25 protein-coding genes are annotated in these 25,964 nt (G+C 56.3%); 11 read left to right on the forward strand and 14 right to left on the reverse strand.

Annotated features, from left to right (window positions below):
• Nucleotide 1: 1 nt before the first annotated feature.
• The 4 genes from KVT28_RS05560 to mntR form a co-directional block, all read right to left on the reverse strand.
• Nucleotides 2-1,570: a DHA2 family efflux MFS transporter permease subunit gene (locus tag KVT28_RS05560; protein WP_110865813.1), complete on the reverse strand. Its 1,569-nt coding sequence runs from the start codon at nucleotides 1,568-1,570 to the stop codon at nucleotides 2-4.
• A complete protein-coding gene (locus KVT28_RS05565; RefSeq protein ID WP_217547135.1) occupies nucleotides 1,567-2,694 on the reverse strand; it encodes an HlyD family secretion protein in 1,128 nt (375 codons plus the stop codon). The genes KVT28_RS05560 and KVT28_RS05565 overlap by 4 nt, the downstream gene beginning before the upstream one ends.
• 115 nt (nucleotides 2,695-2,809) lie before the next feature.
• Nucleotides 2,810-3,919, reverse strand: a complete 1,110-nt coding sequence (locus KVT28_RS05570) for an SLC13 family permease (RefSeq protein WP_137385455.1) — start codon at nucleotides 3,917-3,919, stop codon at nucleotides 2,810-2,812.
• A 20-nt stretch (nucleotides 3,920-3,939) separates the two neighbouring features.
• Entirely contained in the window at nucleotides 3,940-4,398 is a 459-nt protein-coding gene (gene mntR, locus KVT28_RS05575; protein ID WP_101761012.1) for a manganese-binding transcriptional regulator MntR, read from the reverse strand.
• A 201-nt stretch (nucleotides 4,399-4,599) separates the two neighbouring features.
• Between mntR and KVT28_RS05580 the strand changes: the two genes are divergently transcribed.
• Nucleotides 4,600-4,794, forward strand: coding sequence for a hypothetical protein (locus KVT28_RS05580; protein ID WP_101761013.1), 195 nt, complete (start codon nucleotides 4,600-4,602; stop codon nucleotides 4,792-4,794).
• A gap of 141 nt (nucleotides 4,795-4,935) precedes the next feature.
• Here the strand turns inward: KVT28_RS05580 and ompX are convergent, their stop codons facing one another.
• On the reverse strand, nucleotides 4,936-5,448 hold the full coding sequence (gene ompX / locus KVT28_RS05585; RefSeq protein WP_101761014.1) for an outer membrane protein OmpX: 513 nt from the start codon (nucleotides 5,446-5,448) through the stop codon (nucleotides 4,936-4,938).
• Nucleotides 5,449-5,827: 379 nt separating this feature from the next.
• On the opposite strand from ompX, the gene rhtA reads away from it, so the two are divergent.
• The 6 genes from rhtA (at nucleotide 5,828) to ybiO (ending at nucleotide 12,532) form a co-directional block, all read left to right on the forward strand.
• Nucleotides 5,828-6,736: a threonine/homoserine exporter RhtA gene (gene rhtA, locus KVT28_RS05590; protein ID WP_101761015.1), complete on the forward strand. Its 909-nt coding sequence runs from the start codon at nucleotides 5,828-5,830 to the stop codon at nucleotides 6,734-6,736.
• A 297-nt stretch (nucleotides 6,737-7,033) separates the two neighbouring features.
• A complete protein-coding gene (gene dps / locus KVT28_RS05595; protein ID WP_036620516.1) occupies nucleotides 7,034-7,537 on the forward strand; it encodes a DNA starvation/stationary phase protection protein Dps in 504 nt (167 codons plus the stop codon).
• A 322-nt stretch (nucleotides 7,538-7,859) separates the two neighbouring features.
• A complete protein-coding gene (glnH, locus tag KVT28_RS05600) occupies nucleotides 7,860-8,606 on the forward strand; it encodes a glutamine ABC transporter substrate-binding protein GlnH (protein ID WP_036647919.1) in 747 nt (248 codons plus the stop codon).
• Between the two features lie 85 nt (nucleotides 8,607-8,691).
• A complete protein-coding gene (gene glnP / locus KVT28_RS05605; RefSeq protein ID WP_007887744.1) occupies nucleotides 8,692-9,351 on the forward strand; it encodes a glutamine ABC transporter permease GlnP in 660 nt (219 codons plus the stop codon).
• Nucleotides 9,348-10,070 carry a glutamine ABC transporter ATP-binding protein GlnQ gene (gene glnQ / locus KVT28_RS05610; protein ID WP_110865810.1) on the forward strand — a complete coding sequence of 241 codons (723 nt, stop codon included), beginning with the start codon at nucleotides 9,348-9,350 and terminating at the stop codon, nucleotides 10,068-10,070. The genes glnP and glnQ overlap by 4 nt, the downstream gene beginning before the upstream one ends.
• Nucleotides 10,071-10,255: 185 nt before the next feature.
• Nucleotides 10,256-12,532 (forward strand): mechanosensitive channel protein, encoded by a 2,277-nt coding sequence (ybiO, locus tag KVT28_RS05615; RefSeq protein ID WP_217547138.1) that lies wholly within the window; start codon nucleotides 10,256-10,258, stop codon nucleotides 12,530-12,532.
• Between the two features lie 2 nt (nucleotides 12,533-12,534).
• Here ybiO and rlmF read toward each other — a convergent pair whose 3' ends face one another.
• Nucleotides 12,535-13,461 carry a 23S rRNA (adenine(1618)-N(6))-methyltransferase RlmF gene (rlmF, locus tag KVT28_RS05620; RefSeq protein ID WP_217547140.1) on the reverse strand — a complete coding sequence of 309 codons (927 nt, stop codon included), beginning with the start codon at nucleotides 13,459-13,461 and terminating at the stop codon, nucleotides 12,535-12,537.
• Between the two features lie 127 nt (nucleotides 13,462-13,588).
• Between rlmF and KVT28_RS05625 the strand changes: the two genes are divergently transcribed.
• Nucleotides 13,589-14,218 carry a flavin reductase family protein gene (locus KVT28_RS05625; protein WP_101761019.1) on the forward strand — a complete coding sequence of 210 codons (630 nt, stop codon included), beginning with the start codon at nucleotides 13,589-13,591 and terminating at the stop codon, nucleotides 14,216-14,218.
• 33 nt (nucleotides 14,219-14,251) lie between these two features.
• On the opposite strand, the gene hutH (KVT28_RS05630) is transcribed toward KVT28_RS05625, so the two are convergent.
• The 7 genes from hutH (KVT28_RS05630) to hutI all read right to left on the reverse strand — a co-directional run bounded on the left by hutH (KVT28_RS05630) (nucleotide 14,252) and on the right by hutI (nucleotide 21,247).
• Nucleotides 14,252-15,733 (reverse strand): histidine ammonia-lyase, encoded by a 1,482-nt coding sequence (gene hutH, locus KVT28_RS05630; protein WP_217547143.1) that lies wholly within the window; start codon nucleotides 15,731-15,733, stop codon nucleotides 14,252-14,254.
• Complete coding sequence (locus KVT28_RS05635) at nucleotides 15,730-16,524, reverse strand: ABC transporter ATP-binding protein (RefSeq protein WP_192236563.1); 795 nt, start codon at nucleotides 16,522-16,524, stop codon at nucleotides 15,730-15,732. Before KVT28_RS05635 ends, hutH (KVT28_RS05630) begins: the two co-directional genes overlap by 4 nt.
• Before the next feature lies 1 nt (nucleotide 16,525).
• A complete protein-coding gene (locus KVT28_RS05640; RefSeq protein ID WP_217547145.1) occupies nucleotides 16,526-17,254 on the reverse strand; it encodes an ABC transporter permease in 729 nt (242 codons plus the stop codon).
• Between the two features lie 11 nt (nucleotides 17,255-17,265).
• The gene (locus tag KVT28_RS05645; RefSeq protein ID WP_101761023.1) at nucleotides 17,266-17,985 is read right to left on the reverse strand and encodes an ABC transporter permease; all 720 of its coding nucleotides are present in this window, start codon (nucleotides 17,983-17,985) and stop codon (nucleotides 17,266-17,268) included.
• A 12-nt stretch (nucleotides 17,986-17,997) separates the two neighbouring features.
• Nucleotides 17,998-18,849, reverse strand: a complete 852-nt coding sequence (locus KVT28_RS05650) for a transporter substrate-binding domain-containing protein (protein ID WP_192236565.1) — start codon at nucleotides 18,847-18,849, stop codon at nucleotides 17,998-18,000.
• A gap of 392 nt (nucleotides 18,850-19,241) precedes the next feature.
• Nucleotides 19,242-20,033 carry an N-formylglutamate deformylase gene (gene hutG, locus KVT28_RS05655; protein WP_217547147.1) on the reverse strand — a complete coding sequence of 264 codons (792 nt, stop codon included), beginning with the start codon at nucleotides 20,031-20,033 and terminating at the stop codon, nucleotides 19,242-19,244.
• Entirely contained in the window at nucleotides 20,030-21,247 is a 1,218-nt protein-coding gene (gene hutI / locus KVT28_RS05660) for an imidazolonepropionase (protein WP_217547150.1), read from the reverse strand. The genes hutG and hutI overlap by 4 nt, the downstream gene beginning before the upstream one ends.
• 85 nt (nucleotides 21,248-21,332) lie before the next feature.
• Here hutI and KVT28_RS05665 point away from each other — a divergent pair, with 85 nt between their 5' ends.
• On the forward strand, nucleotides 21,333-22,688 hold the full coding sequence (locus KVT28_RS05665; protein WP_217547152.1) for a formimidoylglutamate deiminase: 1,356 nt from the start codon (nucleotides 21,333-21,335) through the stop codon (nucleotides 22,686-22,688).
• Entirely contained in the window at nucleotides 22,685-23,224 is a 540-nt protein-coding gene (locus tag KVT28_RS05670; RefSeq protein WP_217547155.1) for a HutD family protein, read from the forward strand. Before KVT28_RS05665 ends, KVT28_RS05670 begins: the two co-directional genes overlap by 4 nt.
• A gap of 104 nt (nucleotides 23,225-23,328) precedes the next feature.
• On the opposite strand, the gene hutC is transcribed toward KVT28_RS05670, so the two are convergent.
• Nucleotides 23,329-24,084 carry a histidine utilization repressor gene (gene hutC / locus KVT28_RS05675; protein WP_008102577.1) on the reverse strand — a complete coding sequence of 252 codons (756 nt, stop codon included), beginning with the start codon at nucleotides 24,082-24,084 and terminating at the stop codon, nucleotides 23,329-23,331.
• Between the two features lie 319 nt (nucleotides 24,085-24,403).
• On the opposite strand from hutC, the gene hutH (KVT28_RS05680) reads away from it, so the two are divergent.
• Entirely contained in the window at nucleotides 24,404-25,957 is a 1,554-nt protein-coding gene (hutH, locus tag KVT28_RS05680; protein ID WP_217547157.1) for a histidine ammonia-lyase, read from the forward strand.
• Nucleotides 25,958-25,964: the final 7 nt, after the last annotated feature.

The raw sequence follows: 25,964 nt of genomic DNA on the forward strand, positions 1-25,964 counted from the left end.
TTTAATGTGCTCCTGCACTGCCTTCGCTCTTGATCGGCGAAAGCAACCAACAAAATGGAATCAATAGCAACGCCACGATACTCAGGCCCGTAAATACGTCGATGTACGCCAGAATACGGGCCTGCGCGATCATCTCCTGGTAGAGCTGCCCGCTCGCCAGCACCAGCGGATCGCCCACTGCGGTGGTGAAATTACGGATCGAATCAGCCCAATGCTGCAGCGTGAGATTGTAAGGCTCATTGAGCGGCGACATGTTGTGCACCATGGTGGCCGATCGCGTCTGCATGCGTTCGGTAATGCCCGCCGTCGACAGCGAAATTCCGATCGAACCCGCGACATTACGGAACATGGTGAACAGCGCCGACGCATCGGCGTTTAATCGCTGCGGCACGGTGATGAACGCAATGGTGGTCAGCGGCACAAACAGGAAGCCAAGGCCAATCGACTGCGCGCTGCGCATTAACACCAGCGTGGTGAAATCAACGTTGGGCGTAAGCCGGGTGGAATAGAAGAAGGCGCTGGCAAGGCAGGTGAAGCCGAATGCGATAATGTAGCGCGTTTGCACAATCGGCATCAGCTTCAGCACGATGGGTATCGTCAGCACAATCAATATTGCGCCGGGCGACAGCACCAGCCCCGACCAGGTTGCGGTGTAACCGAGATCCTGCTGCGCCAGTTGGGGAAGTACCACCGAACTGCCGTACAAAATCATCGCCATGCCCGCCATCAGCAAGCCCGCCACCCAGAAGTTACGATCCTTCATTACGCTAAGATCGACCACCGGTTTGCGTGCATACAGCAGCCAATAAATGGCGCCGATAATGCCGATCACCGCCAGCATGGCGAACAGGCGAATGAAGTGCGAGGCAAACCAATCTTCATCTTCGCCACGATCGAGGAACACCTGCAAACAGCCAAGCCCCAGCGTGATCAGGCTGATGCCAATGTAGTCGATCTTCAGGCGGCCTTTATCCCACTTGCGCTCCCACGGCGGATCTTCCAGCAGCTGGTAAATTGCCATTACCGTCAAAATACCGACTGGAATATTAATGAAGAACACCCAGCGCCAGCTGTAGTTGTCGGTGATCCAGCCGCCGAGCGTCGGACCAATAACCGGCGCGACGATAATCGCAATCGACGATAGACCAAAGGCTTTGCCGCGATCTTCCGCTTTGAAGTAATCGAGCAGCACCGATTGCTGTACCGGCTGCAATCCGCCGCCAAAAAAGCCCTGCAGGATGCGGAACAGAATGATCTGCCACAGCTCCGTCGCGATGCCGCACAGGAAGGAGCAGATGGTGAACATCACGATGCAAATCAGGAAGAACTGCTTGCGGCCAAAAAGGCGGCTGAAGAACGCCGAAATGGGCAACACGATGCCGTTCGCCACCAGATAAGAGGTTAAAACCCAGGTCGATTCGTCGTAGCTGGAGGAGAGCGAACCGGCAATGTGTGGCAGCGCGACGTTAACGATGGTGGTGTCGAGGATCTCCATAAACACCGCCAGCGTCACCGTAATGGCGACCAGCCACGGATTGCTGGCCGGACGCCAGCTTTCGCTCGCACTCATTCCACTGTGACCTTCGGCTCAACCGACAAGCCCAGCGGCAGCGGATGATTGAGATCTAATCCTTTATCGATAACGATTTTCACCGGCACGCGCTGCACGATTTTCACGTAGTTGCCGGTGGCGTTTTCCGCCGGGAAGGTGGAGAAGCGGGAACCGGATCCCATCTGCACGCTATCCACATGTCCTTCCAGCTTCATATCCGGCCAGGCATCGACACTGATTTCCACTTTATTACCCGGCTTCATGCGCGCCAGCTGTGACTCTTTGAAATTGGCATTAATCCAGATTTCAGGCGAAACCAGCGAGAACAGCGCGCTGCCAGCCTGCACCAGCGTGCCGAGTTGCACGTTACGCTTGGTGACAAAGCCGTCGTAAGGTGCGCGAACCTGGGTATAAGAGAGATTCAATTCGGCGGTGTTGAGCTGCGCCTGCGCCTGCTCAACCTGCTGCTCACGCGCTTCCACATTGGTTTCCTGCTGGCGGATTTGCAGCTTCACCTGAGAAGCCACTTCAACCTGCGCCTTAGCGCTTTGCAGTTGCGCTTCAGCCGAACGCAATTGCGCGGCGGCAGTATCAATATTGCGCTGTGAAGTGGCACGCGGATCAACACCGCGCTGGCGACGATAATCGGCCTGGGCGTTAAGCAAATTGGCCTGCGCTTTGGCCTGATCGGCGAGAGCTTGATCGCGCTGTGCCGGATACTGCACGCGGGACAAGGCTAACTGCGCCTGCGCCTGATGCAGCTGCGCCTGGGCCAGACCAAGCTGGGCTTTGGCTTGATCGCGCTGCGCTTCACTGTCGCGCGCATCGATCTCCACCAGCAAATCGCCCTGCTTCACGCGCTGGTTATCGCGCACCAGCAGCTTGACCACATATCCGGCCGCTTTCGGCGCGATGGTCACCGCATTGCCTTCGGTAAAGGCATCATCCGTGCTTTCGATATTGCGCGTGGTGAGCCAAAACCATAATCCCACCACGATCATAATCACCACCACAATGGCGAGAAAAATCAGAGGTTTCTTTCCGGGACGTTTACGTTCTGGTTCGTTGTTATCTTGATGGGTATTGGCGGTTTTTTGCGGATCCTGCTGATCGCGTTCAGACGGTTGATTCTGGTTTTCCATAATTTTTCATCGTAGGCAGTTGTCCCGATTCCCGGGCAAAAACGGTCAACATAACCTTAGATGGGAAATTGACAAATGCCAATGCAACTTTACATAAGCCGACATTGGCACGGTGTTAACGCATGAGGTGTAACAGCAGCCATCCGCCTAACATCGACCAGGCCAGCATCGGGATGGAAAACAAGTGGAAACGCCACCAAACGCGCGCGTCCTGCGCCATCCGCAAGGCAATCAGGTTGGCGAGCGAACCCGGCAATAAGCCAAATCCGCCGATATTCACCGCCCACGCCAGCACCTCCGACGGTGGCACTTTCTGCAAAAGCAGAATGGTGGCGGGAACGTTACTAATGAATTGCGACAAGCCAATCGCCAGCAAATAGATTCCGCCCTCGCCTAGCTGACCGATAGCGGCAAAGTGCGGCTGCAGCCAGGACAAATGCATCAACAGGAAGACATCGATAAACATCGCCACGAACACCAGCAGCAAACTCCAGTCGATGCTGATCAACACGCTGCGCGCCATGATCAGGAAACAGGCCGCCACCAGCAGCAGCGCCCAGCCGGTCATTTTCAGCTCGAGCGCGACGATAAATACGATATACAGCAGCACGCTAATCGTGAACAACGGTTTGCGCCACGCCTGAGTTTCACTCTGCTCATGCTTTTGGATCGCGCGCGCCGGGAAACTCCACCAGGTTAACGCCATCAGCGAAAGCAGTAAAAATGCCGCCAGCGGCGCCATCTGCGCAATGAAACCGGGCACGCTGAGCGTGCCGTGACTCCACAGCAGAATGTTTTGCGGGTTACCAACCGGCGTCAGTAAGGAACCCGCGTTCACTGCCAAGGCTTCGAAAATGATCAGGCGCGAAATGGGCAGCCGCGAGAATTTACGCAGCGTCAGCGTCAGCGGCACCAGAATAAACAGCGCAACATCGTTGGTGAGAAAAGTTGAGAGCAACGCGGCGGCGCACACCATGAATAACGCCAATGCGCGTTCATGCTGGAAACGCTGAATCAGACGTGCGCCGAGCACATCAAAATAGCCGCTGTTTTCCAGCCCTTTGGTCAGCATCAGTAAGCCGGTGAGCGTCATGATGGTGTGCCAGTCCACAGCGGAAGGCAGTTGCGACCAGCGGAAATTCGCCAGCGGCAACATGATCACACCCAACAGCAACAACAAATGCAAAATACGATCGCGCATAAAGGAACGAAGCAGATTGGGCATGATGGCGGAAGGCCTTGTAGTTAGCGATTCTCGTAGAATTTCTGGAACACGGCCAGAGTTTCATCACTGACGTGATGCTCCAGGCCTTCTGAATCACGGCGCGCGGTTTCCGGGCTAACGCCCAGCGCCAATAGGAAAGTTTCAACAATATGATGGCGGACGCGGCTCGCTTCAGCCAGCTTCTCGCCTTCGGCGGTGAGGAATACACCGCGATACGGCACTTGCTCAACCAAACCGGTGGTGCCAAGACGCTTTAACATTTTCGCCACGGTCGGCTGGGAAACGCCCAAACGTGCAGCCATATCCACCTGACGCGCTTCGCCAAATTCACGAATCAAATCAGAGATTAATTCAACGTAGTCATCGATCAGCTCACGACGATGCGCCTCGCGCACCTGACGAAATCCTTCGACATGCTCCTCTATCTCTTTTAGCGGGCCCTGGGGCATGTTGGTGGCGATTTTTGCACGACGACTCATCTAACTTCCTCTTTATTATCTGCCGCACTTTACCTGCGGTGCGGGCTGGCTGCGCCCATTGTAAACCAGGCACAAATAAGCACAAATTTTTCCTAAATAGTGTTGGCTAAAGAGTATAGCCAGTGCTATCTTTGTTGATAATGTAAGCGAATAGCTTATAAAGGCTACAAAGAAATGTCGTCATTCACTCGGGAGGTGAACATGACTACCATGAAAAACTGCCTCGACTGTGGCAAATGTTTCCAGGCTGAACAGAGCAAACCGGCTTTTGAGCTGAAATCGCTGCTGTGCCTGTTGACTCGCTCGCCGTTTGCGCTGCGCTTGATGCTGATTGAAAAGCTCACCGGCAAACAGCTGGTTGAACGTCCGTGCCCAAAACTGATCTGGCGCGGCTAACGTTCCCGACGCATACAAATTCCAATAAAGCCCGCTCATGTAGCGGGCTTTGTGTTTCTGGCGGCAGGTAAATCGTTAATCGCGCCCATAAAAAAACGGTCCCGAAGGACCGTTTATTGTGCAACTGGTCTAAGCAAGAACTTAGAAGCTGTAACCTACGCCAGCAATCCAGGTGCCAACGTCAACGTTGCGGATACGGCTCTGCTCGTAACCCACGTCAACAGCGATGTTTTCGATTGGGTTAAACTGCATGCCCGCACCGTAAGAGAAACCGTAGTCGCTTGAATCAGACTTAGAACGTACTGAATTGTCGTTCTGCTGGTATTTACCGTAACCCACACCAACAACACCGTAGATGCTCGCCCAGTCGTTCAGACGGTAAGCAGGACCACCGGTGATGCCGTAGTACTGAGCTTTGTTATAAGCGCCAGCATCAGTACGATCTTTTTCGGTATAGGTGAAAGAACCGATCCAACCCAGTGGGTTAGTACCGTCTTCGTAACGATATTTCAGGTTGAAGCCGTTTGCTTTGTTAGCAACGCCTTGATAATCGCTCTGAGCGTAACCACCGGTAACGGTGCTTTGTGCCATGGCAGAACCTGCAGAAACTGCAAGTACACAAGCCAATGCTGAAAGACATGCAATTTTTTTCATAACCACCTCAAATGTGAATATACTTCTCTCCTGACAACGCTTTAAATATAACAAAAAACAGCAAGAAACTCTGCCCGCATTTTGTTGTCTAACAGATTGTTTGGTGTAACAGAAAGTTAATGAAGTTTCCTATGTCATTCATTTTACTTATAAAAAGCATCATATTCCTGCAACATAAATAACGATCACAAAAAATGCCTTTAAGTAAATTCCTAAACTAACCTGACGTTTCTTTACGGAAATGGCACTAAAAATGGCCAAATTCTGACCTGTCAGCGCGTTTTATTTCCCCGATTCGCGTCTCCTTATTTGCCTGAGATTCCATTACACTGAGCGCTTGTTGCTCTACTGTTAATAAATAAAAGGAATGGATTACAGGATGTCTGCCCCTCTGACGACCAAAAATATGGCCCCGGTGTTGTTCCCTATTGCTGTGCTGCTGATTGCCATGCTCTCACTACAGGGCGGCGCTTCACTGGCAAAATCGATGTTTTCCACCGTTGGCGCCACCGGCATTACCGCGCTGCGTCTTGGTCTTGGCACCCTGATTCTCTGCATTATCTTTAAACCCTGGCGTTTGCGCTTCACGCGCGAGCAGCGCAAACCGCTGCTGATGTACGGCTTGGCGCTGGGCTGCATGAACTATCTCTTCTATTTAGCGATTCGCACCGTGCCGCTGGGCGTTGCCGTCGGATTGGAGTTTTTGGGTCCGCTGACTTTGGCGTTGATCGGCGCGCGTCGTCCGCTTGATTTTCTTTGGGTGTTGCTGGCGGTGGCGGGTTTGTGGTTCCTGTTGCCCATCGGTGAAGGGATGAGTCATATCGATCCGCTCGGTGCGTTGCTGGCGGTAGGCGCGGGTGCCTGCTGGGCGGTGTACATCCTTGCAGGACAGCGTGCCGGCGCGGAGCATGGTCCGGCGACGGTGGCGATGGGTTCGCTAATTGCCTCGGTGATTTTTGTGCCGCTCGGCCTGACCTTTGCCGCGCCGGGCATCTGGCATTGGGAAGTATTGCCGCTGGCACTGCTGATCGCCCTGCTCTCCAGCGCCATTCCCTATTCTTTAGAGATGATGGCGCTGACACGACTGCCGGCACGCATTTTTGGTACCTTAATGAGTCTGGAACCGGCGATGGCGGCGTTATCAGGCATGTTATTCCTGGGCGAGCTATTGACGCTGAAGCAGTGGATTGCGCTGCTGGCGATCATCATCGCCTCGGCCGGTTCAACGCTCACCATGAAACAAAAAAGCGCAAAAATAAGCGAAGTCGACATTACGCATCCGCAATAAATATTCAATAATTCAGCCTGCTGCGCGGCAGGCTAAATATAGAAGCATTCTCATTATCATTTTTAACGCGGTATTAAGATTTTTCCGTTATTATTTTGCAACACGTTTAATAAATAATTAACATACCTCACAAGCATCTGTTTTAACTGAAATAATCGTCAAGATGCACAATCCCTGAGCAATATTAAGGTTTATCTATTCCTGTCATTGATTTAATCAACCCTGCAAGTTAAAAAACTGCTGCTATACTTATTTCCGTGCTTGATTAGGACAACCATCAATAAGAGGACATTAATGATGAGTACCGCAAAACTGGTTAAAACTAAATCGTCTGATCTGATTTACACCCGTAATGACGTCGCTGACAGCGATAAAAAAGCGACCATCGAGGTGCTCAACCGTCTGGTAGTGGAGTTTATTGACCTGTCGCTGATCACCAAGCAGGCGCACTGGAACATGCGTGGCGCCAACTTTATTGGCGTACATGAGATGCTGGATGGTTTCCGTACCGCCATTACCGATCACCAGGACACTATCGCTGAACGTGTAGTTCAGCTAGGCGGCGTGGCGCTGGGTACCACTCAGATCGTCAACGATAAAACACCACTGAAAAGCTATCCGTTGAACATTCACAGCGTGCAGGATCACCTGAAAGCGCTGGCCGATCGCTATGCGATTGTGGCGAATGACACGCGTAAAGCTATCACTGAAGTCAGCGATGAAGATACCGCTGACATCTTCACTGCGGCATCGCGCGATCTGGATAAATTCCTGTGGTTTATCGAATCGAATATTGAATAAATTTCAGTGTTATAACGAAGGCGGGTTATCCCGCCTTTTTTTACGTCTGTAACATTGTGGTGCTTTTTTTGACGTTGTTAACATTTCCTTAATCCCTTCTTTCGCTCTCCCCGCCCTTGGTGCACACTGTGCCTGCACCACAACAGCACCACGCACCAAAATGAAGCACCAATAAGGTGCAAAACTTTTCTTCTGCGCAAAATCGTGTCAGCAAGTGCTTAAAACTACTGATTTCGAGCAAAATGAAAAGTTGGCATAATTTTTTCATATGATAGGCCGTACATCGGGCCACCAGGCCTGAGGGGTAATAAGGAAAAAAATGATGAAGTCATTGATTAAAGTCTCCGTGGCCGCGCTGGCGCTGGCCTTCTCGCTTTCCTCCACCGCAGCAGACAAAAAACTGATCGTCGCAACCGACACCGCATTCGTTCCCTTTGAGTTCAAACAAGGCGATAAATACGTCGGTTTTGACATCGATCTGTGGGATGCCATAGCGAAAGAACTGAAACTGGATTACGCCTTCAAGCCAATGGACTTCAGCGGCATCATTCCTGCGCTGCAAACCAAAAACATTGACCTGGCGCTGGCGGGTATCACCATCACCGAAGAACGTAAAAAAGCCATCGAGTTCTCTGACGGCTACTACAAAAGCGGCCTGCTGGTGATGGTGCGCGAGAATGAAAAAGACGTTAAGAGCATTGACGATCTGAACGGCAAAGTGGTGGCGGTGAAGAGCGGCACCGGTTCGGTGGATTACGCCAAAGCGCACATCAAGTCTAAAGACCTGCGCCAGTTCCCTAACATCGACAACGCGTACATGGAGTTAGGCACTAACCGTGCTGACGCCGTGCTGCACGATACGCCGAACATCCTGTACTTCATCAACACCGCCGGTAAAGGCCGCTTCAAAGCGGTAGGCGAGTCAATTGAAGCGCAGCAGTATGGCATCGCGTTCCCGAAAGGCAGCGACGACCTGCGTGAAAAAGTGAACGGCGCCCTGAAAACTCTGCGCGATAACGGCACTTACAACACCATCTATAAAAAATGGTTCGGTACTGAACCAAAATAATTGCGGCCTGAGCCGATTTTTCCAGCAGGGAGCCTGACACTCCCTGCTTTTTACATTTCCACGCAACAGATTTTGGAGTCACACCATGGAGTTTGACTGGAGCGTCATTTGGCCTGCCCTGCCGATTTTAATCGAAGGCGCCAAAATGACCCTGCTGATCTCGGTCCTCGGCCTGGTCGGCGGTTTAATTATCGGTTTAGTTGCCGGTTTTGCCCGCGCCTACGGCGGCTGGATCACCAACAACATCGCCTTAGTCTTCATCGAACTGATTCGCGGCACGCCAATCGTGGTTCAGGTGATGTTTATCTACTTCGCCCTGCCGATGGCTTTCCCGGATCTGCGTATCGATCCGTTCAGCGCGGCGGTGGTCACCATCATGATCAACTCCGGCGCTTATATCGCGGAAATCACGCGCGGTGCGGTACTGTCGATTAATAAAGGCTTCCGTGAAGCGGGTCTGGCGCTGGGTCTGTCGCGCCGCGAGACCCTGCGTTATGTGATCATGCCGCTGGCCCTGCGCCGTATGCTGCCACCGCTGGGTAATCAGTGGATTGTCAGCATCAAAGATACGTCGCTGTTTATCGTGATTGGCGTGGCCGAACTGACGCGTCAGGGTCAGGAGATCATTGCCGGTAACTTCCGCGCGCTGGAGATCTGGAGCGCCGTTGCCATTATCTATTTGGTTATTACGTTGGTGTTGAGCTTTGTGCTGCGCCGTATTGAGAAAAGGATGAAAATTCTGTGATTGAATTTAAAAACGTCTCGAAGAATTTCGGCCAGACTCAGGTTCTGCACAACATCAACCTGAAGATTAATCAAGGCGAAGTGGTGGTGATTATCGGACCTTCCGGTTCCGGTAAATCCACGCTGCTGCGCTGCATCAACAAGCTGGAAGAGATCACCACCGGTGAGCTGGTTGTCGATGGCATGAAGGTCAATGATCCAAAAGTGGATGAGCGACTGATTCGTCAGGAAGCGGGCATGGTGTTCCAGCAGTTCCATCTGTTCCCACAAATGAGCGCGCTGGATAACGTCGCCTTTGGTCCGATTCGCGTGCGTGGTACGAAGAAAGAGGAAGCGCATAAGCTGGCGCGTGAGCTGCTGGGTAAAGTGGGCCTTGCCGAGCGTGCACACCACTTCCCGTCTGAGCTTTCCGGTGGTCAGCAACAGCGCGTGGCGATTGCGCGTGCGTTGGCGGTGAAACCGAAGATGATGCTGTTTGATGAGCCAACCTCAGCGCTGGATCCCGAGCTGCGTCACGAAGTACTGAAAGTGATGCAGGATCTGGCGGAAGAAGGCATGACGATGGTCATCGTGACGCACGAAGTCGGTTTCGCCCAAAAAGTGGCTTCGCGTCTGATCTTTATCGACAAAGGCACCATCGCAGAAGATGGCAACCCGGACGATCTGATCACCAACCCGCCGAGCGACCGTCTGCGCGAGTTCCTGCAGCACGTATCCTAAGCTCTGCCATTAAACCGTCGCCCATTTTCGGCGGCGGTTTTTTACATGCACCATTTGTAGCGGCGCGATTTATCGCGCCACTACGGCAGGTACCACGATTCAATTTTCCTTTTCAAAATCTTCACCTTCCATCACTGACTATACTTCTCTCTTGTGCCGCTGCGCGAAGCTAAAGGAGAAAAGCGATGTCGTCTGCCAGCCCACCATGGCGTTCAGCCGTGTGGTTACTCTTCAGTTTGTTCACTCTATTTCTCATTCCCCCGGCGCAGGCCGTTAATCTGCCGCAGGCGGCCGTCGCAGCACAGCAGTCGCAAACCCCGGCAGCGGATAATAAAGCCGAAGGCGAACCCAGCTTAGACGAGAAAAAAGCCGCCTATGCCGCGCTGGCGAATATTCTGGATAACAACGCCTCGCGTCAGGAGCTGATCGATCAGTTACGTCAGGCTGCCAACAGCCAATCCACCAGTGACCAACCGGTGCTGGCGCCACCGCAGGCCAATCAGGACGATCTCACGGTACTGGAGAGCGTCACCAGCGTAACGCGTGAATACGGCGGCGCGGTGGCCGAGCAGTTTGTGCAACTGCATGACAACATCACCAATGCGCCACACAAATCCTTTAATCAGCAAACCTTCTTCAACGCGCTGAAATACTTCGCTGCGCTCTCCGCCGCAGTGTTTGCGTTTTACTGGCTGACACGCCGCCTGATGTGGCCGGTGTGGCGCCGCATGGGCCGCTGGGGACGCGATCAAAACCTTGAGCGCACCAAGTGGCTGCACTTGCCCGCCACTATCTTGATGGCCTTTGTGCTCGATATTGTGCTGCTAGCGCTGACGCTGTTTGTCGGTCAGATCATCAGCGACAACTATCACAACAACAACCGCACCATCGCCTATCAGCAAGGCCTTTTCCTTAACGCCTTCGCGCTGATTGAGTTCTTTAAAGCGGTGCTGCGGCTGATATTCTGCCCGCGTTTCCCTACGCTGCGCTTCTTCCACTTAACCGATGCGCGCGCCAGCTACTGGAACACGCGTCTGAGCTGGCTAAGCGGCATCATCGGTTACGGTTTACTGGTGGTGGTGCCGATTGTCTCCAATCAGGTGAATATTCAGGTGGCGGCGCTGGTCAACATGCTGATTATGGGGATCATGACCGGCTGGGCGCTGTGGCTGATTTTCCGCAACAAAAGCAACATCCATCATGAACTGTCGCGTCTTGCCGATCGCAGCTTGAGCTTCTTTGCGCTGTTCATCCGCGCCTTTGGCATGGTGTGGCACTGGCTGGCCAGCGCCTACTTTATCGCGCTGTTCCTGTTCTCGATCTTCAATCCCGGCGACAGCCTGAAGTTTATGATGTCCGCCACGGTGCGCAGCCTGGCGATCGTGGTTATCGCTGCGCTGATTTCCGGCATGCTGACGCGCTGGATTGGCAAAACCGTCACGCTGTCGCCCGACATGCGCCGCAACTATCCCGAGCTGCAAAAGCGCGTTAACGATTGGGTGAAAGCGCTGCTGAAACTGGCGCGCGTGGTCACGGTGTTTGCCACGCTGTTGCTGCTGCTCAATGCATGGAATCTGTTTGATCTCTGGCACTGGCTCACTATTGGCGCCGGCCAAAAAATGGTGGATGTGCTGATTCGTATCGTGATCATTGTGCTGCTGTCGGCAGTCGGCTGGACGCTGCTGGCAAGCCTGATCGAAAGTCGCCTCGCCTCGGATTCGCATGGCCGCCCCATGCCGAGCGCACGCACCCGCACGCTGCTGACGCTGTTTCGTAACGCGCTGGCGGTCGTAATAAGCACCATCACCATTATGATTTTACTGTCGGAAGTGGGCGTGAATATTGCGCCGCTGCTAGCCGGTGCCGGTGCGCTCGGTCTGGCGGTATCATTCGGTTCGCAAACGCTGGTGAAAGACATCATCACCGGCATTTTTATCCAGTTTGAGAACGGCATGAACACCGGTGATTTAGTCACCATTGGCCCGATCACCGGCACGGTAGAGCGCATGTCGATTCGCTCGGTGGGCGTGCGTCAGGATACCGGCGCGTATCACATTATTCCGTGGTCATCGATCACCACCTTCGCCAACTTTGTGCGCGGCATCGGCTCGTTCGTGGCGAACTACGATGTGGATCGCAGTGAAGATACCGAACGCGTTAACCAAACGCTGCAGGGCGCGGTGAAAGAGCTGCTGGAGAACCCGGAGATTCGCGGCATGGTGATTGGCGAGCCGAGTTTTGCCGGATTAGTGGGATTAACCAACCAATCCTTTACCGTGCGCGTGTCATTCACCACCCAGCCGCTGAAGCAGTGGACGGTACGTTTTGCGCTGGATGATAAGGTGAAGAAGCATTTTGATGCGGCCGGCATTAAAGCGCCGCATCAAACGGTAGCAGTGATGCAAACCGGCAGCGATATTACCTCCGCTGCCAGCTTACCGGCGTTGCCGCCGGCGCAATGAGGTTAGCGTTTCAGCCGTTTGGCGCGCGTCGCCGGCGGCTGGAACGTCCAGGCAATAAAGCGGCTCTGCTTCTGACCTTGCGCCATTTCGATGATGCGCACTTCATAAGCATCGAGATCGCGCAGTTGGTCGCGCAGCGCCGGTAAATTCTCTTTGCGTGAGACCAGCGAGGTGAACCAAATAATGGCGTCTGAGTGCGTCACGCTTTCAGCGATCATTTGACCAACGAACTTGCGCTCGCCGCCGTCACACCACAATTCGTTGTGATGGCCACCAAAATTGAGCGGCGCATTTTTGCCTAAGCCAAGGTTGCGCGTTTTGCGCTGACCCACGCTGGCCGCCTCTTCCGCAGATGAATGGAAAGGCGGATTGCACAGCACCGCATGATAGCGTTCATTCTTATGCACCACGCCGGCGAAAATCGCCGAGGCCTCTTTTTGCCGACGCAGACGCACGCCGCGCTGCAAGCCCGGATTACTCGCCACAATCTGCCCGGCCACGGTAATCGCTTCGGCGGTGATATCGGTGCCGGTGAAGCGCCAGCCATATTCGGCGTTGCCAATCAGCGGATAGATGCAGTTCGCACCGCAGCCGATGTCCATTACATCCAGATCGCGTGGAACCACGCCGCCGTTGTCGCTCGCCAGCAGATCGGCCAGCGCATGCACGTAATCGGCACGGCCCGGCACCGGCGACGTCAGATAACCTGTAGGTAGCTGCCAGTTGAGGTTGTAGAACAGCTTCAGCAGCGCCTGATTCAGCAGCATCACCGCTTCAGGATCGGCGAAATCCACCGACAACTCGCCGTAGCCGTTGGGACGCACTTTCACCGCCAGCGGCGGATGGGCTGCGGTCAGAGCAGCAAAATCATAACGGCCCTGGTGGCGGTTACGCGGATGGAAAGGTGACGTGGCGGCTGGCTTGTTCATAGTTTCTCCGGAAAATAGCGCGGGCGTAAGATACTCTGGCTAGCGGCATCGCACAATGCGCTTAATCGAATTCACCGTATTAGATGAGATTAGTGCACCACACTCAGGTTCTCTTATAAGGATGGTTATGACTCGTCAGCGTTACTCTTATCAGCCCCGCGCGGGACACGGTTTGCCGCACGATCCGTTGAACGCCATCGTCGGCCCTCGCCCAATCGGCTGGGTCAGCTCGCAAAGCGCCAGCGGGGTTCGCAATTTAGCGCCCTACAGCTTCTTTAACTGCTTTAACTATCATCCGCCGATTATTGGTTTTGCCAGCAGCGGCTGGAAAGACAGCGTACAAAATATTTCAGAGACCAAAGAGTTTGTCTGGAATCTGGCCACGCGTCCGCTGGCCGAGGCGATGAATGAGAGCTCCGCATCAGTGTCGTCCGAACAGGATGAGTTTGCGCTGGCGGGATTAACGCCGCTTGCAGCGTCACATGTCAATGTCAGCATGGTGGCGGAAAGCCCGGTGAATTTTGAGTGTAAGTTGACGCAGTTGATTCAGTTGCAGGATGCCCAAGGCCAGCCGATTGATAGCTGGCTGGTGCTGGGCGAAGCGGTCGCCATTCATATTGATGAAGCCCTGCTGGAAGAGGGTATTTATCAAACGGCCAAAGCACAGCCAATCCTGCGTGCCGGAGGCCCGTCGGCCTATTACGGCATCAGCGAAGAACTGCGTTTCGATTTGGTGCGCCCGGACGCTCGCCGCTGATCCTTGGTCAGGTCGCCGTAAATGGCGACCATGTTACAAACCGCTCTTCAACACCTCTACCGCCCGCGCGATCTCCGGTGCCAGCCAGCGGTCTTCCTGCCAGTTGGCAACCACCGCGCGCAAGCGTCGCAATGCCTGCGCCGTTCCCTGCGCCAGCTGCTCTTCGCCGTGGAAATCCAGCGCCTGCGCCGCCAGCAGATACTCGATCGCCAGAATCTGCCACACGTTGCCCACCAGCTTCAGCAGCTTCAGCGCCGCGCCGGTGCCGAGGCTGAGATGATCCTCCTGCAAACCCGACGTCACATAGTTATCCAGCACCGCCGGCTGCGCCAGCTGGCGATTCTCCGCACAGAGTGACGCCGCCACATACTGCGCAATCATCATGCCGGAGTTAACGCCCGGCTGCGCCACCAGAAACGCCGGCAAGCCGCTCACCAGCGGATTGACCAAACGATCAAGCCGCCGCTCAGCGATGCTGCCGATTTCCGCCATGGCAATCGCCAGCAGATCCGCCGCCATCGCCACCGATTCGCCGTGCGGGTTAGCCTGCGACACTACGCGCCAGTTATCCGCCGTGCCGAGCACCAGCGGATTATCGGTGCAGGCATTGAGTTCGGTTTCAATCTGGCGCGCCGCGTGATCGAACTGATCGCGGCTGGCGCCATGTACCTGCGGCATGGATCGCAGGCTGAGCGCATCCTGAGTGCGAATGCCAACGCTGGTCGCCAGCAGCGGGCTATCACTCAGCAATGCGCGTAAGCGCTGACCGCTCAGCTGCATGCCCGGACTGGCTTTCAGCGCGATCACTTCGGCATCAAAGGCCACCCGCTGTCCACGCAGCGCCTCAAAACTCATCGCACCGGTGACATCTGCCCAATCCAGCAAACGCGCCGCATCATCCAGCGCCAGGCAGGACAAGCCGGTCATGCACGGCGTGCCGTTGACCAGGCTCAAACCCTCTTTGGCCCCCGGACGATAAGGCTGTAATCCCGCCAGCGTTAACGCCTGCGCCGCGGGCATGATCTGGTTTTGATACTCCACGTCGCCGACACCAATCAGCGCCAGACCGATATGCGCCATATGGCTGAGGTAGCCGACCGAACCCTGCGACGGCACCTGCGGCGTAATATGCTGATTGAGCAGCGCCAGCAGATGCTGCACCAGTACCACCGACACGCCCGATTTGCCGTGGCTGTAATTGGCAATCGCCGCGCACAGAATGGCGCGCGCCTGCTCACGCGTCAGTAGCGGCCCCACGCCACAGGCGTGACTCAGCAGCGTATTGCGCGACAGCTGGCTGAGCTGATCTTCCGGCAGGGTGATGTTGCACAGCGCGCCGAGGCCGGTATTGATGCCGTAAGCGATCTGGCCGCTGGCGACAATCTCATCGACAATCGCGCGCCCCTGCGCAATGCGCTGCCAGGCGCTGACGCTCAAACTGAGTTCCGCGTTGTGCCGCGACACCTGCACCAGCTCTTGCCAGGTTAAGGGGCTGTCGCCCCATACGATGGTCATGCTGGCTGCTCCGCGCCGTGATGGCTGGAGATAAACTGCTTAAAGCGCTGCGATCCCTGCTCGCCAAACATCTCTTCCGGCGCGCCCTGACAATCAATGGTGCCCTGATGCATAAACACCACGCGGTTGGAGACGTTGCGCGCAAAGCCCATTTCGTGCGTCACCACCAGCATGGTGCGCCCCTCTTCCGCCAGGCTGCGCATCACTTTCAGCACTTCGCCCACCAGTTCCGGATCGAGCGCCGAAGTCGGTTCATCAAACAGCATCACTTCCGGATCCATCGCCAGCGCGCGGGCAATCGCCACGCGCTGCTGCTGGCCGCCCGACAGCTGCGCCGGGTAGAAATCTTTGCGATTGAGTAAGCCAACGCGATCCAGCAGTTGCTCCGCCTGAGCGATGCAGCTTTTCTTGTCGCGCTTCAGCACATAGTGCGGCCCTTCAATGACGTTTTGCAGCACCGTCATGTGCGACCAAAGATTAAAGCTCTGGAACACCATGCCAAGGCGTGAACGCAAACGCTCAATCTGTTTCGGATTGGCCGCCAGCTGATGGCCGCGCGCATGGCGTTTCATCTCAATGGTTTCGCCGCCGACACTCACCACGCCAGCATCCGGCGTTTCCAGCAGGTTAATGCAGCGCAGCAAGGTACTTTTGCCCGAGCCGCTGGCGCCAAGAATCGAGATGACATCGCCTTGATGCGCCTGTAGCGAAATGCCTTTCAGAACTTCCATCGCGCCAAAGGATTTATGGATATCAGTGGCGGATAAGGTAACGGGTGATGTGGAATGCATATTACTCTCCGGCAAGCGGTTTAACGGCGGGCATCGGCTTTTTTGCGACATGATGCGCCGGGGTCAGACGGCGCTCTAACAGCGCGTACAGCTGGACGATAATAAAGTTGAGAATCAGGTAGATCGCCGCCGCACAGACAAACACTTCCATGGTGCGATAGGTACGCTGAATGATCTGCTGCGCCACGCCAGTCACGTCCCACACGGTGACGAGGCTGGCGAGTGCGGTGGATTTCACCAGCAAAATCGCTTCGGTGGAGTACGCCGGCAACGCATAGCGCAGCATGATCGGCGCGATAATGCGGCGCAGCAGCAGCCAGCGTGACATGCCGCAGGCGAGACCGGCTTCCACTTGTCCAGCCGGCACGGCGAGCAGCGCTCCACGCAAAATCTCAGCGGTGTAAGCTGCCGTACAGAGTGACAGCGCCAGTACCGCGCAGATAAATGGCTCGCGCAGGAACGGCCAGACGAAGCTGTGGCGGATGACGCCAAACTGGCCAAGACCGTAATAGATGAGAAACAGCTGAATCATCAGCGGCGAGCCGCGAAACACCAGAATGTAGCCGCGTGCGAAGCCGCTCAGCACCCGCCAGCGGCTCATGCGCAGTGACAAAATGCCAATCGCCAATATGCCGCCGCAGAGAAAGGCGCTGATAAACAGGCCAAGCGTCACCGGCAGCGCGGCGCTCAGCTTGAGGAAGGTATCCGAGAGAAAAGCGAAGTCGATCATGCTGCTGCTCCTTAATGCTGCGCCGCAGTGCGACTTTGCCACGCGCGACCAAGGCGCGACTCTGCCCGACGAAACGCATGATTAGACACCAGCGTCAGCACCAGATAACAGGCAGCGCCAACCAGATAAAACGTGAAGTAATCGCGCGTGGATCCCGCCGCAACCTGGCTGGCGCGCATCAGCTCGACGATGCCAGTGACCGACACCAGCGCCGAGTCTTTCAGGCTCATCTGCCACACGTTCGACATGCCCGGCAGCGCGTAACGCACCACCTGCGGCAGCAGAATGCGTTGCGCAATGCGCCAGCGTGGCATGCCAATCGCCACCGCCGCTTCCACTTCGCCTTTGGCCAGCGCCAGACGCGCCGCGCGATACACTTCACCCTGATACGAACCCGAGATGAGCCCGATGGCCAGCGCCCCAATCAGGAACGGCGGCGCTTCGATAAAGCCATCTGCGCCGAACATCTGCCCAACCAGCGTAATCAGGCCGGATCCACCAAAATAGAACAGGTAGATCACCAGCAGTTCCGGGATGCCGCGAAACACCACCGAATAGCCTTCACCCAACCAGCGCAGCCAGCGCTGAGGCGATAATTTGGCGGCCGCCACACCGGAACCGACCACCGCACCAATCATCAGCGCCACCAGCGACAGCAGCAGCGTAGTGCAGGCGGCGCTCAGGATCAGGCGGCCCCAACCATCAGCACCAAAACTCAGCAGGCTCATCATCTTTCACCTCACTTACGGAGTTACGTCAGTTTTAAACCACTTCTCACTGAGCTTTTTCACCGTGCCGTCAGCCAGCGCGGCATGGATCGCCTCATCCAGCCTGGCTTTCAGATCGTTATCCGCCATGCGCACGCCCATTGCTTCGCCCTCGCCCCAAATTGGACCGCCGAGCTGTGGGCCGCTGAAGACCAGATTATTGTTCTCTTTGCGCGCCAGCATTGATTGCGCAAAGGTCACGTCATCGAACACCGCATCGATACGACCGGATTGCAGATCGAGCATCGCATCCGCCGAAGAGGTGTATTCGCGTACCTCGGTATCGCCTTTGAAGTACTTGTCGATAAAGGGCGTGTAAACCGTGCCGGAGGCGATACCAATGGTTTTGCCCTTCAGCGCCGCTTTCAGTGGGGCAATTGCCGCGTTGATCGCTTTCTCGTCGTCATGCAGCTTGATGATGTTGTGATCGGCCGGCAGCAGCGGATTGTCTTTAGTGGTAATAAAGGTGGCGGGCGTTGAAGCGTATGGCGTGGTGAAGTTAACCACTTTTTTGCGCTCTGGCGTGATGACAATCGCATCCATGATCACGTCATATTTTCCGGCGTTGAGGCCGGCGATCATGCCGTCCCAGTTCTGCACCACCAGCTTGCACTGAATGCCCATGCGCTTGCACAGGTCTTCCATCAGTTCCGGTTCAAAGCCGCCCAACTTGCCGCCCGGCAGCGTCAGGTTCCAGGGTTCATAGCTGCCTTCGGTAGCGATGGTGATCGATTTCCACTCTTTCGCCTGGACGGCAATGCCGCTGATCATCAGGCTGGCAAACAGGGTCGTGAGGCAAAAACGGCGAATCGGGGCGCGGTGCGTCATGCGGCTTCTCCTGGCTATTAATCGAATTTGGCAGTCTCTGCTTGTGCAATATTTGCAGATGACCTTTCATGTATATACAAGTTAGCGTGCGGCAGATCATTGTCGGCATAAGCTTTTTGTGAGCCAGCCAGTATAAAAATTAATAATCGATGCGCGGTCTTTACTTGTACATACAACCTAGCAAGCACTATGCCAAATCGGCAAAGCCGCAAATTCAGGGAGATGGTCACGCGATGGACGTAATATTGCACCGCGAGGAGGCAAGGTGTGCATTGTGATGGTGCAGGAACATGAATCGTAGCGGCGCGATTAATCGCGCGTATGAATGGCGACCACATTGCCAATCTGAATAACGTGCAATAAATTGCGCCGCTACGAATAGGTGCGGGGATTTAGTTCGATTTACCGGCGTCTAGAAACGCCTGCATCAGCGGTTTCAGTACCTTCTGCAGCTGCGCTGCGCGATCCTGCTGCCAGGCAAACGGCGGGGTTTCATCCATATAATTGAGCTGCGCCAGCTCCAGCTGCACCGCCTGCACGCCTTGATCCGGCTGGCCGTAGGCGCGGGTAATATAGCCGCCTTTAAAGCGTCCGTTCGCGATCCAACTGTAATCGTTTTGCGCATTACACACCTGTTTGATCGCGTTGATCACCGCCGTTGAACAGCTGGCGCCATCATTGGTACCGATGTTGAGATCCGGTAAACGCCCCTCAAACAGCCGCGGGATCACCGAGGCGATCGAGTGCGCATCAAACAGCAGCGCGTAACCATGTTCAGCTTTCAGGCGTGCAAGCTCCTGCTGCAGCTGTTGATGATAAGGCTGCCAAATCGTGTCCAGATAACCCTGGCGTACCTCGGCGCTCGGCGTTTTACCCGGTGCAAAGGTGGGGCTGCCGTCGAACAGGGTTTCCGGATACAAGCCGGTGGTCGCCGTGGTGTAGAGCGGCTGATTATCCGCCGGGCGATTAAGGTCAATAACAAAACGTGAATAGTGACCAATTAACACGCTGGCGCCGAGATCGCGCACAAAATCGTACAGCAGCGGCAAGTGCCAATCGGTATCCGGCAGGCCGCGCGCTGCGTCGCTCAGGCCGACGTCCACTTCCGGCGTTAACTGCGTGCCGGCGTGAGGAATGCTGACCAGCAGCGGAATCTTACCGGCGGTGAAATGAAAAGGTGTCATTGCGCTTCTCCACGATAAATAACCTGGCAAGGCAATTCGCCGCCCAGCCAGTAAACCAGCTCAGCCGGACGCGCCAGCGGCCAGTGAACAAAATTCGCCACCTTGCCCGCTTCCAGCGAACCGTGCGAGTGCTGTAATCCCAGCGCTTTTGCGCCCCACAAGGTCACGCCCGCTAACGCCTCTTCCGGCGTTAAACCAAACAGCGTGCAGCCCATGTTCAACATCAGTCGCAGCGAAAGCGCCGGTGAGGTGCCCGGATTGGCATCGCTGGCCAGCGCCATCGCTACGCCGTGTTCTCGGAACAGTGCTACCGGCGGACGCTGGGTTTCACGCAACAGATAAAACGCGCCCGGCAGCAACACCGCCACGGTGCCGTGCTGCGCCATCGCTTGCGCATCCGCTGCGGTGGCGTACTCCAGATGATCGGCGGAGAGCGCACCGTAACTGGCCGCCAGCGCCGCGCCGCCCAGCGCCGAAAGCTGCTCGGCGTGCAGTTTCACCGGCATGCCCAATGCTTTGGCGGCATCAAAGACCGTGCGAACTTGCTCAGGAGAAAAGGCCAAATGCTCGCAAAACGCATCCACCGCATCCGCCAACCCTTCTGCTTTCACCTGCGGTAACAGGCGCTGGCAGATGATATCGATCCAGCCTTGCGGATTGTCTTTAAACTCCGGCGGGAAACCGTGCGCGGCTAAGCAAGTGGCCTGCACATCGGCAGGCACCGTTTCCGCCAACTCACGAATGGCGCGCAGCATGGTCAGTTCGCTGGCTTCATCGAGACCGTAACCAGATTTAATCTCTACCGTGGTGACGCCTTCCGCCAGCAGGCGATCCAGCCGCCAGCGCGCACTTGCCACCAGCTCTTGCTGCGAGGCCGCGCGGGTGGCGCGCACCGTGGAGAGAATGCCGCCGCCCTGTGCAGCGATTTCTGCATAGCTCACACCATTAAGACGCTGCTCAAACTCCTGGCTGCGATCGCCGCCAAACACCAGATGCGTATGGCAATCCACCAAACCGGGCGTGATGATGCCGCCGGAAAATTGGTGCTGTTCACGCGCGGCAAAAGCCGGGCATTCACTGCGTGGCCCCACCCAAATCAGTTTTCCCTGATCGACCGCCAGCGCACCGTCGGCAATCAGATTGTAGTGCCCGTCACGCATCGTAACGATGTCGGCCCCCAGCCACAGGCTGTCGATCTGCTCTGTTTCTGCCATCCCACTCCCCTTCGCGTTCGGCGATTTACACTGCGCTTCAAAGTATGTATATGTATATACAACTTTCCGCCATGCAGGATCAATCATGACAACCTATTTTGCCCCACGCGCACTGCTGGCCGACGGCTGGCATGAGCGCGTGCTGATTACCACCAACGCAGCCGGACAGATCACCCAACTCGCGCCCAACAGCGAGCCCGGCGATGCCACGCGTCTTGCCGGACCGGTGATTCCGGCGATAGCGAATCTGCATTCACACGCCTTCCAGCGCGCGATGGCGGGATTGGCTGAAGTGGCGGGCGATCCGCAGGACAGCTTCTGGACATGGCGCGATTTGATGTATCGCATGGTGCAGCGCTTGTCGCCCGAGCAGGTTGGCGCTATCGCCACGCATCTCTACATCGACATGCTGAAAGGCGGTTACAGCCAGGTGGCGGAATTCCACTATTTGCACCACGATGCGCACGGCAAACCCTACGCCGATGATGCCATGCAGCTGGCACTGATGGCGGCAGCGGAGACCGCCGGCATCGGCCAAACCTTGCTGCCGGTGCTCTACAGCTACAGCGGTTTTGGTTCGCAACCGGCCAGCGACGGCCAGCGCCGTTTCATTCAGCAAACCGACGCTTACCTGCAACAGCAGCAGCGCGTGGCGAGCTGGAGCGCGGATAAGCCGCTGCTTAATCATGGCATCTGCTTCCATTCACTGCGCGCGGTAAATGAAGCGCAGATGCACGAAGTATTAGCCGCCTGCCCGCAGGATGTACCGGTGCACATTCACGTCGCCGAGCAGGAGAAAGAGGTTAACGACAGCCTGGCGTGGAGCGGTGAGCGTCCGGTGGCGTGGCTGCTCAATCGCTTCGCGGTCGATCAGCGCTGGTGCTTGATTCACGCCACTCATCTTGATGACGACGAAATTCAGCGCATGGCGGCAAGCGGCGCGGTAGCGGGATTGTGTCCGACCACGGAAGCCAACCTCGGCGACGGCATTTTCCCGGCAGTCGAGTACATCGCGCGCGGCGGCCGCTGGGGCATTGGCTCCGACAGCCACGTGTCGCTTAGCGCATTGGAAGAGCTGCGCTGGCTGGAGTACGGCCAGCGACTGCGCGATCGTCGTCGCAACCGCATCACCTTGCCCAATCAACCTTCCGTAGGCGATCTGCTGTGGCAGCAAGCCGCACAGGGCGGCGCGCAGGCATGTGGTTTGCCGGCGGGTGAACTGGCGATAGGCAAACGTGCTGACTGGCTGGTGCTGGCTGAAGACGCGTTCCTCAGCAGCGTTAGCAGCACAGCGCTGTTGAACCGCTGGCTGTTTGGCGGCCAGCGCGAACAGATCCGCGACGTGTTTGTGGCGGGCAAGCAGGTAATCAGCGAAGGCCATCATGCGGCAGAAGAGCGTGCAGCAGCGAACTTTGCCGGGGCGATGAGGGCGTTACAATGAGCACCCGTTTTGCCTACGACCAGCTTCCGGTCAGCCGCTGGCGCAACGGCGGCGGTGAAACACGAGAAATCGTCAGTTATCCGCCGGGCGACGCGCAGTTTGCCTGGCGCGCCAGCATCGCTACCATCTCCGCCGACGGGCCGTTTTCACCTTTTCCCGGCATCGATCGCGTGATTACCCTGCTGCACGGCGATAGCGTGCTGTTGCGCGGCGATCACGGGGAACACGTTTTACAGCCGCATCGACCTTGGCCGTTTCCCGGTGAATGGGCGATTGACGCCCGCATTCGCGGCAGCTGTGAGGATTTTAATATCATGACGCGCCGCGACAGCTGGCGTTCTCAGGTTACCGTTGAGCAAAAAACGGCCAGCAGTGAAAACGGCGTGGCGTGGGTGTTGGCGGGAGAATGGCAAACATCGGCGGGGGAAAAACTAGCCGTCAATCAAGGTGTGTGGTGGATGGATGAACTTACGCAGCTTGAACCGTTAACCTCAGATGCCAGCCTGCTGTTTGTGATGCTCAGTCGGGTTGAATAAGTGCCGCGTTCCCCTCATCCCAGCCTTCTCCCGCAGGCGGGAGAAGGCGCACTTAGTCCCCTCTCCCGCCTGCGGGAGAGGGTTAGGGTGAGGGAAATCTTTGCTCAACCATGTCCTCTAAAGCGCCCCAGCAACTTATAGCGCGATCCCGGATACAACAGGCGCGCGTAGGTCACAATCTTGTTGTCGCTCCACGTCTGACGACGAATCAGCAGGCACGGCTCATGTTCATCCAGCGCCAGATGCTTACGCTGGCGCAGATCCGGCAGCACCGCTTCCACAATATGCTCACCGGCGGTCAGCGGCGCAACGCGCATCAAATAGGTGTACGGCGTTAGCTGATGATAATCCTGGCTGAGATAATCCGGCGCCACCAGCGGATTGACCAAGCGATCCTCCAGCTGTACCGGCAGATCGTTTTCGTAATGCACAATCAGCGAATGGAACAGCGTTTGCCCGGTGGATAATCCCAGCACCGCCGCCTGTTCCGGATCGGCCTTCATCTGCCCAATCGACAAAATCTTGCAGCTGTGACGATGGCCGCGCTGCGCGATCTCATCGGCGATGTTGTGCACTTCCAGCATCGCGGTGTAGCCCTTCATCTCCGCGACAAAGGTGCCCACGCCCTGCATGCGCACCAGAAAACCCTCGCTGGTGAGTTCACGCAGCGCGCGGTTAATGGTCATACGACTGACGCCCAGCTCGTTCACCAGTTCACTTTCAGACGGCACGCGCTGGTTGGCTTTCCAGTGACCTTCGCGGATTTGGCTGACGATCGCCTGCTTCACTCGCTGGTAAATCGGCGCAGGCTCATCGCCCATCGCCGCAGCCAGCTGTGCTACTGCTGTTTGCTCCGCCATTTCCTGTTCCTTTAAAGAATAATGCCCAAAGTTTACTGTCTCAGCCCGTAAATGTATATACATCTAATTGTGCAAGTCGCCCAGTATTGGTGCAGCTTTCGCCCTGCTCCGGTGCAATCCCGCTGCGTTTACACCGCATAACGCGCATTGCGTCGTATTTCACAGAACAAGAACAATCTGGCATAGCGCTTGCTACTTGTATAGACAAGATTAGACACTTATGCTTCACTCATCGTAATCCACGGCAAATCGGACAGCCACATTGCAAAATATCGGCGTCCCAATCATGCCAGATCACTTGTATAGACAGGAGTAGACTATGTCAGGTTCGGTTCAGGAAATTCGCCTTGTTCCCGGTGAAGTGGACCTCGCTACCTTGCGCACCATCTATCAAAGCAAGGTAACGCTCACGTTGGCCGATGACGCGCGCGCAGCGATTGCGCGTGCCCATGAAACCGTCGATGCCATCGTCGCATCCGGCAACGTGGTGTACGGCATCAACACCGGTTTCGGCAAGCTGGCGCAGACGCAGATCCCTTCGGCGCGGCTGGCCGAGCTGCAGCGCAATCTGGTGCTGTCGCACAGCGTTGGCCTCGGCGATTTGCTGCCAGACAACGTGGCGCGTCTGGTGGTCGCGACCAAAATTATCAGCCTGGCGCGCGGTCACTCTGGCGTGCGTATCGAACTGATTGAAGCGCTGCTGGCGCTGTTCAACGCCGGCGTGATGCCGTGCATCCCGGAGAAAGGTTCGGTGGGCGCGTCAGGCGATCTGGCCCCGCTGGCACATCTTTCCCTGATGCTACTGGGCGAAGGTCAGGTACGCGTCGATGGCGAGTTAATCCCCGCGACCGAAGGCTTGGCGCGCGTTGGCCTGCAGCCGATTGTGCTGGGCCCCAAAGAAGGTCTGGCGCTGCTCAATGGCACGCAGGTTTCGAATGCGCTGGCGCTGCGCGGGCTGTTCGAAGCGGAAAACCTGTTCGCGGCGGGCCTGATGGCCGGCGCACTGTCGCTGGAAGCGATTAAAGGCTCGGTGAAACCTTACGATGCGCGGATCCACGAAGCGCGCGGCCAGCTGGGACAGATCAACGTTGCCGCCGCCGTCTCCTCTTTATTAGCCGGCAGTGAAATCCTCGGCTCACACACTCACTGCGGCCGCGTGCAGGATCCCTACTCGATTCGCTGCGTGCCACAGGTGATGGGCGCCTGCCTCGATAACCTGTCGCACGCCGCGCGCGTGTTGCAGATTGAAGCCAACGCCGCCTCCGATAATCCGCTGGTGTTCAGCGACAGTGGCGATGTGATTTCCGGCGGTAACTTCCACGCCGAGCCGGTGGCCTTCGCCGCTGATATTCTGGCGCTGGCGATTGCCGAAATCGGCGCGATCTCCGAGCGTCGTCTGGCGCTGCTGCTGGATACCGGCCTTTCCGGTTTACCTCCGTTCCTCGTCAATGATGGCGGCGTTAACTCCGGCTTTATGATTGCGCAGGTCACTGCTGCAGCGCTGGCGTCTGAGAACAAATCGCTGGCGCATCCGGGCAGCGTTGACAGCCTGCCAACCTCCGCTAACCAGGAAGATCACGTCTCGATGGCGACCTACGCGGCCCGCCGCCTCGGCAGCATGTGCTTTAACACCGCCGCTGTAGTTGGCATTGAGGCGATGGCTGCGGCACAAGGCATTGATTTCCATCGTCCGCTACAGAGTTCGCCGACGCTGGAGCAAGAGATGAGCCGCATTCGCGAGAAGGTGGCCTTCCTCGATCACGACCGTTTACTGGCGCCGGATATCGAATCCATGCGTCTGTGGGCCAGCGCACCTGCATGGCCTGAATCCCTTACCGCGCTGCTGCCAAGCCAGCGTAAGACTGTTAATTAAGGAATCG

Origin of the sequence: Pantoea sp. GbtcB22, assembly GCF_019091025.1 — a bacterium.
Taxonomy (GTDB): Bacteria; Pseudomonadota; Gammaproteobacteria; order Enterobacterales; family Enterobacteriaceae; genus Pantoea; species Pantoea leporis.

What these genes read in the sequence shown, in the direction of transcription:
- hutI (WP_217547150.1), bottom strand. Translation starts at nt 21,247, where the DNA reads ATGGCAGAAACAGAGCAGATCGACAGCCTGTGGCTGGGGGCCGACATC.
- hutH (WP_217547143.1), bottom strand. Translation starts at nt 15,733, where the DNA reads ATGACCATCGTATGGGGCGACAGCCCCTTAACCTGGCAAGAGCTGGTG.
- KVT28_RS05640 (WP_217547145.1), bottom strand. Translation starts at nt 17,254, where the DNA reads ATGATCGACTTCGCTTTTCTCTCGGATACCTTCCTCAAGCTGAGCGCC.
- glnH (WP_036647919.1), top strand. Translation starts at nt 7,860, where the DNA reads ATGAAGTCATTGATTAAAGTCTCCGTGGCCGCGCTGGCGCTGGCCTTC.
- KVT28_RS05665 (WP_217547152.1), top strand. Translation starts at nt 21,333, where the DNA reads ATGACAACCTATTTTGCCCCACGCGCACTGCTGGCCGACGGCTGGCAT.
- mntR (WP_101761012.1), bottom strand. Translation starts at nt 4,398, where the DNA reads ATGAGTCGTCGTGCAAAAATCGCCACCAACATGCCCCAGGGCCCGCTA.
- ybiO (WP_217547138.1), top strand. Translation starts at nt 10,256, where the DNA reads ATGTCGTCTGCCAGCCCACCATGGCGTTCAGCCGTGTGGTTACTCTTC.
- hutG (WP_217547147.1), bottom strand. Translation starts at nt 20,033, where the DNA reads ATGACACCTTTTCATTTCACCGCCGGTAAGATTCCGCTGCTGGTCAGC.
- KVT28_RS05635 (WP_192236563.1), bottom strand. Translation starts at nt 16,524, where the DNA reads ATGCATTCCACATCACCCGTTACCTTATCCGCCACTGATATCCATAAA.
- KVT28_RS05565 (WP_217547135.1), bottom strand. Translation starts at nt 2,694, where the DNA reads ATGGAAAACCAGAATCAACCGTCTGAACGCGATCAGCAGGATCCGCAA.
- KVT28_RS05650 (WP_192236565.1), bottom strand. Translation starts at nt 18,849, where the DNA reads ATGACGCACCGCGCCCCGATTCGCCGTTTTTGCCTCACGACCCTGTTT.
- rlmF (WP_217547140.1), bottom strand. Translation starts at nt 13,461, where the DNA reads ATGAACAAGCCAGCCGCCACGTCACCTTTCCATCCGCGTAACCGCCAC.
- ompX (WP_101761014.1), bottom strand. Translation starts at nt 5,448, where the DNA reads ATGAAAAAAATTGCATGTCTTTCAGCATTGGCTTGTGTACTTGCAGTT.
- KVT28_RS05580 (WP_101761013.1), top strand. Translation starts at nt 4,600, where the DNA reads ATGACTACCATGAAAAACTGCCTCGACTGTGGCAAATGTTTCCAGGCT.
- KVT28_RS05560 (WP_110865813.1), bottom strand. Translation starts at nt 1,570, where the DNA reads ATGAGTGCGAGCGAAAGCTGGCGTCCGGCCAGCAATCCGTGGCTGGTC.
- KVT28_RS05670 (WP_217547155.1), top strand. Translation starts at nt 22,685, where the DNA reads ATGAGCACCCGTTTTGCCTACGACCAGCTTCCGGTCAGCCGCTGGCGC.
- glnP (WP_007887744.1), top strand. Translation starts at nt 8,692, where the DNA reads ATGGAGTTTGACTGGAGCGTCATTTGGCCTGCCCTGCCGATTTTAATC.
- hutC (WP_008102577.1), bottom strand. Translation starts at nt 24,084, where the DNA reads ATGGCGGAGCAAACAGCAGTAGCACAGCTGGCTGCGGCGATGGGCGAT.
- dps (WP_036620516.1), top strand. Translation starts at nt 7,034, where the DNA reads ATGAGTACCGCAAAACTGGTTAAAACTAAATCGTCTGATCTGATTTAC.
- KVT28_RS05645 (WP_101761023.1), bottom strand. Translation starts at nt 17,985, where the DNA reads ATGATGAGCCTGCTGAGTTTTGGTGCTGATGGTTGGGGCCGCCTGATC.
- rhtA (WP_101761015.1), top strand. Translation starts at nt 5,828, where the DNA reads ATGTCTGCCCCTCTGACGACCAAAAATATGGCCCCGGTGTTGTTCCCT.
- KVT28_RS05625 (WP_101761019.1), top strand. Translation starts at nt 13,589, where the DNA reads ATGACTCGTCAGCGTTACTCTTATCAGCCCCGCGCGGGACACGGTTTG.
- hutH (WP_217547157.1), top strand. Translation starts at nt 24,404, where the DNA reads ATGTCAGGTTCGGTTCAGGAAATTCGCCTTGTTCCCGGTGAAGTGGAC.
- KVT28_RS05570 (WP_137385455.1), bottom strand. Translation starts at nt 3,919, where the DNA reads ATGCCCAATCTGCTTCGTTCCTTTATGCGCGATCGTATTTTGCATTTG.